The sequence below is a fragment of the Geomicrobium sp. JSM 1781026 genome (genome assembly GCF_041949955.1).
Classification (GTDB): domain Bacteria; phylum Bacillota; class Bacilli; order Bacillales; family Marinococcaceae; genus Geomicrobium_A.
In genome coordinates, this window is sequence record NZ_JBHFQF010000005.1 from 161542 (window position 1) to 174387 (window position 12846).

Here is a 12846-nt window from a genome sequence, read left to right on the forward strand (position 1 = left end):
GTAGGCGGAGGACCGGTCGGAATGTTTACAGCATTTTATGCGGGCATGCGCCAAGCGAGTGTGAAGGTGATTGAAAGCTTGCCTGAACTCGGTGGGCAACTGGCAGCATTGTATCCAGAAAAATACGTGTATGATGTCGCTGGATTCCCGAAAGTACGTGCGGGCGAGCTCGTTCAAGGTTTGAAGGAACAAATGGATCACTTTGATCATCATGTTTGCTTAGGAGAAGAAGTGTTGGAAGTGACAAAAGAAGAGGGTCTATTCGTCATTAAGACGAACCAACAAACGCACTACTCCAAGACGATCATCATTACTGCTGGAAATGGAGCATTTAAGCCAAGAACGATGAAACTCGACAACGAAGATCTATTCAAAGGCAAAAACCTTCATTATGAAATTAAGCAACTGAATGATTTTAAAAATAAAGATGTCGTTGTTTTTGGTGGTGGAGATTCTGCGGTCGATTGGGCACTCATGCTTGAAGATGTCGCTTCAAATGTCACCATTGTCCATCGGAGAGACGAATTTCGTGCGCATGACTACACGGTTGAGCAACTAAAGGCGTCATCAGTAAAGATACAAACTCCTTTTCACCCTGTACAACTCATCGGCAAAGAACAAATCGAAGCGGTAATCGTACAGCAAGTAAAAGGAGATATGGAACGAACGATTGAGGCAGATGATTATATCGTCAATTATGGCTTTATTTCGAACTTGGGACCGATTAATGACTGGGGTCTAGAAATTGAGAAGAATTCCATCGTCGTTAACGAACTCGGGGAAACGAGCATTCCAGGAATTTATGCCGTTGGTGATGTGGCGATGTATCGAGGGAAAGTGAAGTTGATGGCGACAGGTTTTGGTGAAGCACCGATTGCTGTCTGTCATGCGAAAATCTTTATTGATCCAAGCCGGTCATTGCACGCTCCTCATAGTACAACCATTATGAGTAAGAAAGAAAAGCAATTAACTTAAAGGTAACGGAGGAATAGTTATGGCGAAAGTGTATGAAGACATCATTAATAAAGATACAGCAACAGAGCGGTTGGAAACGTATTTGCGTACAGTCGCTCACCTCGGACATGTTGAAATTACCGTTAGTGATTATGAGAAATCGTTGGCGTTTTTCACAGATATTATGGGGTTGGAAGTGACGGAGACGGTAGGGAATCGAGCTTACCTTCGGGCGTGGCAAGATTATGATCATCACACCCTCGTTTTGCAAGAAGCACACACATCAGAAGTGAGGCGCGTCGGTTGGCGTGTAAGCTCAGAAGAATCCCTTTATCTATTTGAGCGAGTATTGAAAGATATGGGTGTACAGTTTACGTGGCATGCAGGTGGGTCGAAGAAAGCGCTCGGGGATGCCATTCATTTCAGATCTCCGGCTGGTGTTCCGATCGAATTGTATTGGGAGAAAGAGCGATTTACGACAAATGATACGAAGTTGCAGTCCAAACTGCCGAGTCACCCGAGTAAGTTCCGCGCGCACGGCGTTTCCCCTAGACGTTTTGATCACGTGAATGTGATGGTAAACGATGTACAAAAGGAACAACAGTGGTGGACAGAATTTCTTGGTGTTCATCATCGTTATTACATTGAGAATGATGAGAAAACACGACTTGGTTCGTGGTTGAGCCGTACGAATATTGCCCATGAAATTGCGTTCATGCGCAATGCGAATCAAGACGGTGCGAAGTTTCATCATCTTGCTTATTATTTAGATTCTCCTGATGAACTCATCCGTGCAGCGAACCTCATGGCAGAGAATGGAATTCCGATCGAGTGGGGGCCAGGAAAACACGGAACGAGCGGTGCCCAATTCATCTATGTGTTTGAACCGTCGGGCCATCGCGTTGAAATTTGGACTGGGGGAATGCTCATCTTTTCCCCAGATTGGGAGCCGATACAATGGACGTCACAAGTCGGTGAATTGGGTCTAGAAATGTGGGGAAGTAAACCACCAAAAACCTACTTTACGTACGGTGTAGGATTAGGAGAATAACATGCTTAATGTTGATTTTCACACGCATATCATTTCAGAAGAGTTTCTTGATTTACGAGAGAAATATGGAGATGATCGCTGGCCGACATTAGAGAAAACTTGCCAATGTGGTGCAAAAATTATGATCAAAGGTAATAATTTCCGCGATCTTACAGATCAAGCGTGGGATCCGGATAAACGCATTGAAGACATGGACAGAGAAGGCATTGATGTGCAAGTATTATCCCCAATCCCTGTGACATTCAGTTATTGGGCTGACCCTCAAAAAGGGTTAGAAATGGCAAAGTTTCAAAATGACTTTATTGCGAGCATCGTTGAACAGTATCCGCACCGGTTTGTCGGACTTGGTACAGTCCCTTTACAAGATTCAACGCTTGCGATTAAAGAGATGGAGAGACTCACAACGGAGTTAGGTCTAAAAGGTGTAGAAATCGGCAGTAACGTAAACGGCCTAAACTTGGATGATTCTTCATTAGATTCATTTTTTCGATCTGCAAATGATCAACATGTTCCTTTATTCATTCACCCTTGGGAGACGCTTGGTAAGGAGCGGCTCATGCGTCATAAGCTTATGTATATGGTCGGCATGCCATCTGAAACCGCAGCAGCTGCCGGTAGCATGCTCATGAGTGGCATGTTGGATCGTTATCCAAATCTAAAACTGTGCTTTGCTCATGGAGGTGGGGCCTTGCCGTATCTCCTTCCGCGGTTAGATCAAGGGTACGATGTTTGGCCTGAAATCCGTCAGTCAGAAAAGAGGCCGAGCGAATATGTCCAATCTATCTATTTTGATACGTTAGTATACAACCACGAAAATCTACGGCTTATGATTGACAGAATAGGTCCCGAGCAATTGATTGCCGGTTCAGATTATCCTTTTTTATTGCGCGAAGCACCTTCTGGAAAGGTTGTAGATGACGTCACTCATCTTACAGATGAACAAAGAGAAGGAATTCTCGGTCTAAACGCAATGAAATTTCTTGGGCTTGATCCGAACTTGTTTAACGGTAAAGAGATTGGAGGGAACGCGCGTGGCATACATCATTATGGACGGGTGCCAGCAAGAAAAAGCTAGCGAGTGCGTAGATATTTGTCCTGTAGATTGTATTGAAGAAGGCGACGAGCAATATTATATTGACCCGAATCTATGCATTGATTGTGGTGCTTGTGTCGCTGCATGTCCGGTAGAAGCCATTGTAGCTGAAGAGGATTTACCGAAAGGTCAAGAAGAACAGCGCGAGAAAGCCGAGCAGTTCTTTGTTTAACGCCCGTATAACCAATACAAGAGACGAGAAGTAGCGATTGTAAAGCTACTTCTCTTTTTTCTGTAAAAAAAATGAACGAATTGACGATGCTAAGCGTATCACTTATGAACAGCAAGAAAGGAGGGGTGGGATGGATGAAATAACAAGAGCGAAAAAAGGCGATGAATTGGCTCTCACACAGTTGTTACTGGATCATTATGATTTCGTCTATCATTATCTTCTAAAGCTCACCCTTCACCCACAAATGGCTGAAGATCTTACGCAAGAATCGTTTATAAAGGCGATTGAGCGAATAAAGCAATTCAATCCAAAGAAAGCTGCGTTTTCAACGTGGCTCATCCAAATTGGAACGAACCTTTGGCGCGATGAGCTTCGAAAAGAGAAACGACGGAAGCGATATACAAACGATAAGCAAATGGAATGGGAAATGAGAGAGGAACCGACAGCCGATTGGCTAGCAGTCACATCAGCGCTTGAAAACATCAAACCGAAAGAGCGGATTCCACTCATTTTGAAACATTATTATGGATACGGATATGATGAGATTGCCAAAATCGTTGGAATCCCTTCGGGCACAGCAAAGTCAAGAGTGCATACCGGGATGACTAGTCTGAGAAAGGAGCTAAATAATGGATGAGAATAAATTGAAAGAGCAACTCGATCAGTTGCACCGTGTGCAACCGAAACAAAAGCCTTCACCAATTGAAATGCACGCGCTCGTCCGTGAAACTCGTAAGAAGAAACGCTTCGAATTGGCTGTTTTTATCCTCATTGCGCTTTTCATTGCATCAGGTACGATCCTTTTGATGACCAAACAACCGTATGTATTCCTGGCAATACAAGCGACCATTATTTTCACTGTATTGCTCGGACTCGTTGCGAGGAGGAAGGGGGCGTACGATGAGTCATGATCTATTAGAACTCCCGATTTGGCTACTTACGATCCTATTCATAGCACTTTTAACTCAAGGCACCTATCTATTTGTCAATGCAAGGCGTAACGGTCGAATGTACTGGTTTTGGGGGATTTGGGGGATGTTGAGCCTTCCGATGCCGCTCATTGTCTACTTGTTGTACACAAACATTTGGATTCCATATCGACAAAGGAGAAAAAATTATGAATGACTTCATGTTACTCATTGCACCATTTATTATTATTGAACTCGTCTTAAAAGCAATTGCCTTGACCGATCTTTATCGCCAACAGCACGTGTCATTGCCAAAATGGGGATGGCTTCTAATTATCTTGTTCGTGAATACTATCGGACCCATCTTGTACTTCTTATTTGGGAAACGAAGAACGGTTAGTGACCGATGATTGCTGTTAATGATGTATGTTATACCGTTGGAAACCAGGCCCTCCTCAATAATTTGAATTTTTCTCTTTCTGAAAACAAAATCACCGCTTTGCTCGGCGCAAATGGTGCAGGAAAAACGACGACGCTCCATGTGTTGGCCGGTCTTTTATCGCCAACCGCAGGTACCGTTCATGTCGAAGGATATGGTGGAAATCAGGATGTAAGGTCTGTGATTGGCTTTTTGCCTCAATACCCTAAATTTCCTGAGTGGCTGACCGTCATTGAAGTCGTTGGTTTCGCTGCCGAATTTGCTGGCGAGCCAAAGCATGCCGCCACCCAAAAAGCTGAAATTACGCTTCAAGAAGTTGGATTAGCCGATGCGATTCATAAAAAGGTGTCCCAACTTTCCGGGGGCATGAAGCAAAGGCTAGGAGTTGCTCAGGCAATCGTTCATCTACCTCGATTGCTAATGCTCGATGAACCGATGAGTGCTTTGGACCCTGAAGGTCGACGCGACATGCAACGATTGCTTGTGGAATTGAGCGAGTCAACGACAATTGTATATTCAACCCACATTCTTCATGATGCAGAACAGATTGCAAATGATGTTCTTATGATTCATAGGGGTGAAATCGCTTTGCATGATTCATTAGAGACCGTGCTTAAGAGCCATAGCAGTGGTGATTTAGTCATTGAAGCAAAATCACCGCTAGATCGATGGGAAGATTACATGCGTCTTTATCATCCCGATGTACAAATCGAAACGGTCGGGAAAAGAGCCGTTGTGCGAGGGCAAATGCAACAAACAGTATTATTTCAAAGTTTGTTGGATGAAGAAGTCGTCATAGAAAAAATGTACGAAGCTCGTCCTACGTTAGACGAATTTTTTGATCGGGTGGTGAACCGATGATCGGAGTGTTGTTAAGAAAAGAATGGATAGAGACGACGAGAAGCTATCGGATCATTTGGTTGCCGCTGCTATTTGTACTTTTAGGTATCATGCAGCCGTTAACGAGTTATTATTTATCCGATTTATTAGAACAATTCGGAGGTTTACCAGATGGAGCAATGTTTGTTATTCCAACACCAACTGCCGAGATGGTCTTTGCTGAAACACTCGGCCAATATTCACAAATTGGCACGTTCATTCTCGTGCTGGCATTTATGGGGACGCTTAGTCGGGAAAGAATGAATGGTGAATCGGTTTGGTTGCTCATTAAACCCGTAAGCTATACATCTTATCTACTCGCTAAATACATGACGGCTTTCACGGTAACGACGGTAAGTTTCCTTGCTGGAATCGCTGTTACTCTCGTTTACATTATTCAATTGTTTGGTACGCTTTCAATGAGTGCATTGCTGTTTTCAATATTCGCATATTGGTTATGGTTAATGTTCGTAGTTTCAGTTACTGTCACATTTAGTGCACTGATGAAAAGCCAAATCGTAGCTGGGGGCCTTGCTTTAGGCATCATATTTCTTTTGCAAATCATTTCTTCATTATTCCACCAGCAAGTTTTGTGGTTACCCGCAACACTTGTTGACCTTGCGGTTCAGTTTGAACATGAGGGTAGTACCATGCCGATCGCCTTAACGATTATCACGATGGGTATGCTCGTTTACGGGGCAGCGCAATATATGAAGAGAACAGATTGGTTAGTGTAAAGGCGTGTGGGGAAGTTCCCCACACGCAAGGAAAGACGCATCACATGTTCACACCGTTGTTTTCAAGAGACGTTTTATTTTTAATTTTTGTTCGATAGCTATCTGAAACAGGGATGAGGAGTGATCCAATGATACAGATGGCAAAGTTGGCGGCAAGCCCGACAATACCCCCATGAATGCCGTAAAGAGTGTTGTTCCCTGTTAATGTCATCAATCCTGCAATGGCCGCTCCGACGACCATACCCCAGAACACCGGTGTCGATCGTAACCGCTTCCAATAGATGCCTAATAAAAAGCACGGTGCAACTTGAATGAGTAATTCAAATTTGAGTACGAAGATTTGGTATAACGTCCCTGGTGGATTCCAAGCAATCCATAAGAGTAAAAAAACGACAATGACGCCTACGAATTTCCCGACTTTTACTTTTCGTTCATCTGAAGCGTTCGGGTTAATGTACTTTCCGTAAATGTCATGAGAAACCATCGACGAGAAGCTAAGTAAAACCGAATCCGCTGTCGAGACGATCGCGCCAACAATTCCTCCAAAGAAGATGATCATCATCCAATAATAAAAGGCATTCATGGAGGCGATGTCATTTGCGAGTACGCCAATGACTTGTTCAGATTCACCTGTCTCCATCCCTGGATACAACACAATACAAATAATTCCGACAACAAGTACGAGGCCAGTCGTAATCGGTGGCATCCAAGCCATGCGTGCAAACGAACGTTTTAATGTTCGCTCACTTCTTGCTGAATAGATTCGTTGAACGGCATGGGGGTACACGGCAGCGCCGATACCAGCAAGTAAAATCATACTGATCCAGTTTATGTTCGTTTGCAAGTCTGGCACCCCAATCTTCTGAGGTTCTGTAGCAGCAATTGATTGAGAAATGTTACCTAAACTTCCTCCGGCTAATGTCATAGCCCCGATGAGGACAACGATAATGCCTACGAGCAAGATGATTCCTTGCAACACGTCGGTAAGCGCAACCGCGCGCATTCCACCTAGCCATTCGTAGATAAGCATCACAAGGATAAAACCAATAACCGCATACCCATATGGAATCGCGCCGCCTGTTAAACCGGAAACCGCATGACCGACGGCGACGAGTTGTTCAAGTAAGTAATTTCCTAAGCCCCAAAGCATGAGGAGGATGGCAACAATCGTAACTTTTTTAGACTCGAAGCGATAGCTAATCCAATCCGTCGGTGTTACAAACTTCGCTCGTTTTGCAATGACGTACAATCTTGGCGCAAAGATTAAGTACACACCAATAATCGCAGTCATGAACGGGACGGATTGAATCCATGAAAATCCTTCTCGGTAAGCCGTCGGCGCGTAGCCAACGATGGTGTTGCCGCTGTATTGTGTTGCATAGAGCGTGAAGAATAACGTGATAAACCCAAGGTTCCGACCGGCTAAATAGTAGTCTCCAACACTTTTTCCGAGTTTCTTACCTCTTCCAGCAAGCCAACCGATGACAATCATTAATACAGCATAGGCACTTAGAATAATGAGTGCATCCGTACCGCCAAATTGCAATGTCATGATGATTGCCTCCTCTCACGTTCGGCTTCTTTCTCCTCTTCATCTTCAATGAGATTCCAATGCGCGATGCAAACCCAGCTTAAATAGGCACACAAGATGAGAGAAAGCAAGATACTAATGAGAGCCCAGAAAGGGATACCAAGAATATAAGGTTCAATCATGCCCTCAGGTAAATACCACGGGGCATTAAACGCAATGAGTAAAACAAATCCGACCCAAATCCATTTCTTTTGAATAGGTTCTTTCATTGGAAATCCCTCCTCACTTAATGGGAAATCAGATTACGCCTTGCTTTTGTAGTTGTGCAAGCTTTTCCTTCGTTATGTGTAACAGTGATTCATAGATTTCTTCGTTCGCTTCTCCCGGTGTGACACTACCCGCATGTTGAATTTGGCCTGGTGTACGGCTAAGTTTCGGCACGATGCCTGGCATAGGGAAATCTCCGAGTACGGGATGTTTCGTAGTGACGATCATGTCACGTGCGGCATAATGAGGATCTTTCACAATATCTTCTGCACTGTAAATGAGACCCGAAGGCACACCGTGGTCTTCTAATATTTGCAGCGCATCCGATGCATCAAGATCTTTCGTCCAACGTTCGATTAAAGCATCCAACTCTTTTTGGTTACGTCCCCGTGCTACATGAGAAGCATAGTCTTTGTGATTGGCAAGTTCAGGTTGATTCATTGCTTTTGCGAGTCTTGTAAACACCGCATCGGCATTTGCGCCAATAACAATGTACGTGTCGTCTTTCGTACGATAAATGCTGGAAGGGGCAACACCGGGTAAGATATTCCCAGTACGTTCCCGCACATAATCAGCTAAGAGATAGTCAGGAATCATACTTTCCATAACGGAAAATACCGATTCATAAATAGCTGTATCAATGATCTGTCCTTGGCCAGATGTTTGACGCTCAACGAGCGCGGTTAAACAACCAATCGTTGAGAATAATGCTGCAAGGGTATCACCAATAGAGATGCCAACTCGAGCGGGAGGGCGGTCTTCAAACCCCGTTACATACCGAATGCCGCCCATAGCCTCGCCAATGCTACCGAACCCTGCGCGGTCTTTGTACGGGCCCGTTTGGCCGTAGCCCGTCGTTCTCATCATGATTATTCCAGGATTGATTTCTTTTAACGTGTCGTAACCTAATCCCCATTTTTCCATCGTCCCAGATCGAAAATTCTCAATAATCACATCGGATCTTTCGGCTAATTCCTTGAATACTTGTTGCCCTTCCTTTGTGCGAAGGTTTAACGTGATTGACTTCTTATTTCGAGATTGAACGGGCCACCATAATCCAACACCATCTTTTTCTTTTCCCCATTGCCTCATCGGATCAGGTTTATCCGGGGGCTCTACCTTAATCACTTCCGCCCCAAAATCAGCAAGTAAGCGCCCGGCAAAAGGGCCAGCAAGTAACGTCCCGAGTTCAAGCACTTGAATTCCTTTAAGCGGCATTGATGTGTCGCTCATGATTATCACCCCTGATCGAATATTACAAAAAACAATAGCATCATTGTATACAATACGTCAATATATATTCTACAAATGACCATGAAAACGCTTTATTGTATACAAAATAATCACTTTGTGGTTTTTTGACATTTCTGTACAATGAACATAGAGGTGTTGAAGTTGAGTGTATATGAAAAAATGAGACAAGCATTAATTACAGGTAAGTATAAACCAGGGGATCGTTTGACAGAGGAGGCATTAACCGAGGAGTTTCAAGTGAGTCGGACGCCGATTCGTAGCGCTCTCAAACAGCTAGAGTTTGATGGCTTAATCACGCCCCTTCGTCGAGGATATGTCGCGCGTTCGTTTTCAAGAAAAGATATTCGCCAAATCTATGATGTGCGGTCTTTACTCGAAGGGTATGCTGCAAGTTTAAGTGCCATCCACCGCACGGACGAAGATCTTGACAACATGTATGCTGCGAATGCAGCATTCTATTCGACGATTACAGAGCAAGAGGATAATAAGATCGAACATATTCAAGCGATTTTACAGAAGAATCACCAGTTTCATCAGGCGGTCATCCGTGCAAGTCAAGATCCTCATACGGAGGACCTGATTAGAAAAGTGGTCGTGTTACCGCTTGTCTTTCATTCATTTTTTTGGTTTCAACAGCGTGAATTGGAACAATCGTTTCATCTTCATGAAGTGATTATCGCTGCGATTAAAGATCAAGACAGTGCGCGAGCAAGAAGTGCAATGCATGAACATATCTACCAAGGGAGAGATCGTGTTCTTGAACAACTCGAGCGGGAAAAGGGGTAGCAAACATTCAGCTTACATCAATGGCGATGTAAGCTGAGCTGAAGGAAGAATAGAGGATGTTTTAATGCGGTCTATCCGAGCAATGCGTCAATTTTTTCTAAGGTGTTTTGTTCGAGCACAACCCCACTTGCACGGACATTTTCTTCAACTTGGTCAGGGCGACTGGCGCCAATGATCGCACTGGATACATTATCTTTGCGAAGAATCCAGGAGAGAGCAAGTTGTGAAAGAGTAAGATCGAGTTCACGAGCAATGGTCTGTAGTTCTTGGACGGTGTCTAATTGCTCATCGGCCATGAATCGTTGAATGGATGTAAAGTTTTCTTCTGCCCGACTACCTTTTGGAATGTCGGAACCTCGCTTATATTTTCCACTTAGCACACCTTGAGCTAGAGGGGAGTAGACAACTTGGCCAAAACCGTGCTGTTTGCCAAGTGGGATGACTTCGTCTTCAATGGATCGATCCAACATGTTATAAAGCGGTTGATTAACGACGAATCGGTCTAGCAGCTTGCGATCAGCGATGTGTAGGGCTTCACTCATCTGTGCGGGAGTCCACTGACTTACGCCGATGTACAAGACCTTTCCTTGGCGGACGAGGTCGTCGAGCGCACGAATTGATTCCTCGACAGGTGTTGAAGAGTCAAAGCGATGGCAATAATAAAGGTCAACATAATCATGGTCCAATCGCTTTAAGCTTGCTTCGCACTGCTCGATAATATGTTTTCGAGAAAGACCACGATCGTTTACTCCTTGTCCCATTTCTCCATATACTTTTGTAGCGAGTACATATGAGGAACGATCATATGATTTCAAGGCATTACCGACCAGCTTCTCCGCTTCCCCTTTCATATACACATTGGCTGTATCAAAAAAGTTAATTCCTAGATCATAGGCAGTATGAATTGTCTGTTCAGCTGCGCGGTCGTCCACATAACCGGCATAGGTGAGCCAGCTTCCTAAGCTGATTTCACTCACTCGAACTCCGGTTGAACCTAAATGACGATATTGCATCGTAATTCCTCCATTCACGTTAATTTGATTCATCATAACACGGCAAACGAAGGGATAGAGTGTTTTAATAAAAAAAGAAACAGCTCACATTCATCTCTCCTGATGAAACGTAAGCTGTAATGTGGACGTACATTTCTTTAAAGGAATAAAACAGCGAAAAGGGTGCTCAATAATAAACCTGTAATGACAGGGATAAAACAGATTCGTACAAGTGTTTGAACATTCACTCTTGATATACCGGCAACTGCAACGAGGGACGACCAAGCGATGAGCGTACCGCCACCAACCCAAATGGCACCCATTTGACCAATCGCTGCTAGCGTTGCAGGGTCGACTCCAGCAACGGGACCTAAAGCGCCGGACAGAGCGCCTGTGAGCGGAAGGCCAGAAAATCCTGACCCATCAAGTCCGGTGATCATGCCGATGATGAGAATGCCAAATGCAGTCCAAGCGGCGTGTTCTGGAATTAAGTGTTGCCCGGATTGTACGAGGTCAAAAAGAAAAGCAGGTGCCGTTTCGGTGCCGAGTATGCTTGCTGAGAATTCGTCACTACCGAGAAAGAAAAAGCCGGCAATCGGGATGACGGGTCCCATCGCTTTAAATGCGAATAAAAACCCATCGACCATACAGTCACTCACATTTTCAAACACTTGCCTCGGCTTATAGAAAACACTCGCAGCGATGAGTAATAACAAGGCAACCCCGCCGATGAGCGCAGCACCCGTTCCCCCTTCAAGGCTGAGGTCGGTAAAAAACGTCGTGTAGAGCATATAACAGATGACGACGGCGAATGTAACGGGCACAATGATGGCGAATGCTTTTCCTTTTCGAGTGGCTTCTGTACGTTTTTCGATTCGTTTTCCTTCCATCCATTTTTCTAAGTGGCGATCGTTTTTTTGTTGTATCTGTTTACGGATCATGAGATAGGCAATGGTAAGCGCGGCGACCCCTGTAATGATGGATAAAAGAAGAGCACGGTCCGCGACGGCCTGACCACTTACCCCAGCAGCGGTTGCACTAAGCATTGGAGCGATTTGGATAATATAGTCACTTGATAGCGCCATCCCTTGACCGGCAATGGCAATAGCGGCAGCCCCCGCTATTGGAGGTAAGCCGGCTCGAATTGCGACAGGCAATAGTAGCGCGCCCACGAGGGGGACAGCTGGTGTGGGCCAAAAGAACAAGCTAATCACATACGTAACGAGAATAATGACAAGGTAGGAGATATGTCCATTCGTCATGATCTTCCCAAATGGCTTGATCATTTGCTCATTCGCTCCAACGACTTCAAGTCCTTGGAGAAGAGCGGTCATGATGGCAATAATTAAAAAGATGCTAAAAAGCTCTCCGGCGGCCACGAGGCTGGCATTAAAGATTGTTTGCAAACCCGTGGAGAGAGAGCCTGTATAAATGAGGCCAATGAGAAAGGTCATTAATATGGCAGGCACTACAACATTCTTTCTCATGAGCATCGTCAAGATGATGATGAGAATCCCGGCGAAATAAATCCAATGTGAGGAGATGATTTCCATAGTACACGCCCTTCCTTCGCACAAGATTAGACTATTCTACGCATCGGTCTAGACGAAGGTGCAAATCGGAAAGGTGATCGACGAAATTAAATGGATTGCTACCAATTTCACATGAATTTGGACTTTGTAATAAATTCTGACATAAAACAACCGTTATGCTTGGATTTACGTTATAATGAGGCCAATAGGCTCGATTGTTACATTGTTGTCACGGAGTTTCCCGATCGGCA

Annotated in this window: 16 protein-coding genes; 11 read left to right on the forward strand and 5 right to left on the reverse strand. The window is 44.5% G+C overall.

Translation table 11 applies throughout. The features are described from left to right. Positions 1 to 21 precede the first annotated feature (21 nt). The 10 genes from ACE1TF_RS10530 (at position 22) to ACE1TF_RS10575 (ending at position 6233) form a co-directional block, all read left to right on the forward strand. Positions 22 to 975: an NAD(P)/FAD-dependent oxidoreductase gene (locus ACE1TF_RS10530; protein ID WP_375016898.1), complete on the forward strand. Its 954-nt coding sequence runs from the start codon at positions 22 to 24 to the stop codon at positions 973 to 975. 19 nt (positions 976 to 994) lie between these two features. After that, entirely contained in the window at positions 995 to 2005 is a 1011-nt protein-coding gene (locus tag ACE1TF_RS10535; RefSeq protein WP_052363715.1) for a VOC family protein, read from the forward strand. 1 nt (position 2006) lies between these two features. After that, positions 2007 to 3080 (forward strand): amidohydrolase family protein, encoded by a 1074-nt coding sequence (locus ACE1TF_RS10540; protein WP_375016561.1) that lies wholly within the window; start codon positions 2007 to 2009, stop codon positions 3078 to 3080. Further along, a complete protein-coding gene (locus tag ACE1TF_RS10545) occupies positions 3037 to 3270 on the forward strand; it encodes a ferredoxin family protein (RefSeq protein ID WP_042400000.1) in 234 nt (77 codons plus the stop codon). Before ACE1TF_RS10540 ends, ACE1TF_RS10545 begins: the two co-directional genes overlap by 44 nt. Before the next feature lie 130 nt (positions 3271 to 3400). Continuing rightward, positions 3401 to 3907, forward strand: a complete 507-nt coding sequence (locus ACE1TF_RS10550; protein WP_375016563.1) for a sigma-70 family RNA polymerase sigma factor — start codon at positions 3401 to 3403, stop codon at positions 3905 to 3907. Beyond that, the gene (locus ACE1TF_RS10555; RefSeq protein WP_375016565.1) at positions 3900 to 4181 is read left to right on the forward strand and encodes a YxlC family protein; all 282 of its coding nucleotides are present in this window, start codon (positions 3900 to 3902) and stop codon (positions 4179 to 4181) included. The genes ACE1TF_RS10550 and ACE1TF_RS10555 overlap by 8 nt, the downstream gene beginning before the upstream one ends. After that, entirely contained in the window at positions 4171 to 4395 is a 225-nt protein-coding gene (locus ACE1TF_RS10560; RefSeq protein WP_375016567.1) for a transcriptional regulator, read from the forward strand. Before ACE1TF_RS10555 ends, ACE1TF_RS10560 begins: the two co-directional genes overlap by 11 nt. Further along, positions 4388 to 4588, forward strand: coding sequence for a PLD nuclease N-terminal domain-containing protein (locus ACE1TF_RS10565; protein WP_375016569.1), 201 nt, complete (start codon positions 4388 to 4390; stop codon positions 4586 to 4588). The genes ACE1TF_RS10560 and ACE1TF_RS10565 overlap by 8 nt, the downstream gene beginning before the upstream one ends. Next, positions 4585 to 5478 (forward strand): ABC transporter ATP-binding protein, encoded by an 894-nt coding sequence (locus tag ACE1TF_RS10570; RefSeq protein ID WP_375016571.1) that lies wholly within the window; start codon positions 4585 to 4587, stop codon positions 5476 to 5478. The genes ACE1TF_RS10565 and ACE1TF_RS10570 overlap by 4 nt, the downstream gene beginning before the upstream one ends. Beyond that, positions 5475 to 6233 carry an ABC transporter permease subunit gene (locus tag ACE1TF_RS10575; RefSeq protein ID WP_375016573.1) on the forward strand — a complete coding sequence of 253 codons (759 nt, stop codon included), beginning with the start codon at positions 5475 to 5477 and terminating at the stop codon, positions 6231 to 6233. The genes ACE1TF_RS10570 and ACE1TF_RS10575 overlap by 4 nt, the downstream gene beginning before the upstream one ends. Positions 6234 to 6273: 40 nt before the next feature. On the opposite strand, the gene ACE1TF_RS10580 is transcribed toward ACE1TF_RS10575, so the two are convergent. Genes ACE1TF_RS10580 through ACE1TF_RS10590 form a run of 3 tightly spaced genes read right to left on the reverse strand, consistent with a single transcriptional unit; the run spans position 6274 to position 9264 of the window. Further along, entirely contained in the window at positions 6274 to 7785 is a 1512-nt protein-coding gene (locus ACE1TF_RS10580; protein ID WP_375016575.1) for a sodium:solute symporter family protein, read from the reverse strand. After that, positions 7782 to 8033, reverse strand: a complete 252-nt coding sequence (locus tag ACE1TF_RS10585) for a hypothetical protein (protein WP_375016577.1) — start codon at positions 8031 to 8033, stop codon at positions 7782 to 7784. The genes ACE1TF_RS10580 and ACE1TF_RS10585 overlap by 4 nt, the downstream gene beginning before the upstream one ends. A 28-nt stretch (positions 8034 to 8061) precedes the next feature. Next, positions 8062 to 9264 carry a CaiB/BaiF CoA transferase family protein gene (locus ACE1TF_RS10590; RefSeq protein ID WP_375016579.1) on the reverse strand — a complete coding sequence of 401 codons (1203 nt, stop codon included), beginning with the start codon at positions 9262 to 9264 and terminating at the stop codon, positions 8062 to 8064. Positions 9265 to 9426: 162 nt separating this feature from the next. On the opposite strand from ACE1TF_RS10590, the gene ACE1TF_RS10595 reads away from it, so the two are divergent. After that, positions 9427 to 10071 (forward strand): GntR family transcriptional regulator, encoded by a 645-nt coding sequence (locus ACE1TF_RS10595; RefSeq protein ID WP_152549006.1) that lies wholly within the window; start codon positions 9427 to 9429, stop codon positions 10069 to 10071. Positions 10072 to 10142: 71 nt separating this feature from the next. Here the strand turns inward: ACE1TF_RS10595 and ACE1TF_RS10600 are convergent, their stop codons facing one another. Both ACE1TF_RS10600 and ACE1TF_RS10605 read right to left on the reverse strand, forming a co-directional pair. Beyond that, on the reverse strand, positions 10143 to 11084 hold the full coding sequence (locus ACE1TF_RS10600; protein ID WP_375016581.1) for an aldo/keto reductase family protein: 942 nt from the start codon (positions 11082 to 11084) through the stop codon (positions 10143 to 10145). Positions 11085 to 11221: 137 nt separating this feature from the next. Beyond that, positions 11222 to 12616 (reverse strand): hypothetical protein, encoded by a 1395-nt coding sequence (locus ACE1TF_RS10605; RefSeq protein WP_375016583.1) that lies wholly within the window; start codon positions 12614 to 12616, stop codon positions 11222 to 11224. Positions 12617 to 12846: the final 230 nt, after the last annotated feature.

Coding starts and splice junctions, on each gene's coding strand:
- ACE1TF_RS10530 (WP_375016898.1), top strand. CDS start 22: ATGTTTACAGCATTTTATGCGGGCATGCGCCAAGCGAGTGTGAAGGTG.
- ACE1TF_RS10535 (WP_052363715.1), top strand. CDS start 995: ATGGCGAAAGTGTATGAAGACATCATTAATAAAGATACAGCAACAGAG.
- ACE1TF_RS10540 (WP_375016561.1), top strand. CDS start 2,007: ATGCTTAATGTTGATTTTCACACGCATATCATTTCAGAAGAGTTTCTT.
- ACE1TF_RS10550 (WP_375016563.1), top strand. CDS start 3,401: ATGGATGAAATAACAAGAGCGAAAAAAGGCGATGAATTGGCTCTCACA.
- ACE1TF_RS10555 (WP_375016565.1), top strand. CDS start 3,900: ATGGATGAGAATAAATTGAAAGAGCAACTCGATCAGTTGCACCGTGTG.
- ACE1TF_RS10560 (WP_375016567.1), top strand. CDS start 4,171: ATGAGTCATGATCTATTAGAACTCCCGATTTGGCTACTTACGATCCTA.
- ACE1TF_RS10565 (WP_375016569.1), top strand. CDS start 4,388: ATGAATGACTTCATGTTACTCATTGCACCATTTATTATTATTGAACTC.
- ACE1TF_RS10570 (WP_375016571.1), top strand. CDS start 4,585: ATGATTGCTGTTAATGATGTATGTTATACCGTTGGAAACCAGGCCCTC.
- ACE1TF_RS10575 (WP_375016573.1), top strand. CDS start 5,475: ATGATCGGAGTGTTGTTAAGAAAAGAATGGATAGAGACGACGAGAAGC.
- ACE1TF_RS10580 (WP_375016575.1), bottom strand. CDS start 7,785: ATGACATTGCAATTTGGCGGTACGGATGCACTCATTATTCTAAGTGCC.
- ACE1TF_RS10585 (WP_375016577.1), bottom strand. CDS start 8,033: ATGAAAGAACCTATTCAAAAGAAATGGATTTGGGTCGGATTTGTTTTA.
- ACE1TF_RS10590 (WP_375016579.1), bottom strand. CDS start 9,264: ATGAGCGACACATCAATGCCGCTTAAAGGAATTCAAGTGCTTGAACTC.
- ACE1TF_RS10600 (WP_375016581.1), bottom strand. CDS start 11,084: ATGCAATATCGTCATTTAGGTTCAACCGGAGTTCGAGTGAGTGAAATC.
- ACE1TF_RS10605 (WP_375016583.1), bottom strand. CDS start 12,616: ATGGAAATCATCTCCTCACATTGGATTTATTTCGCCGGGATTCTCATC.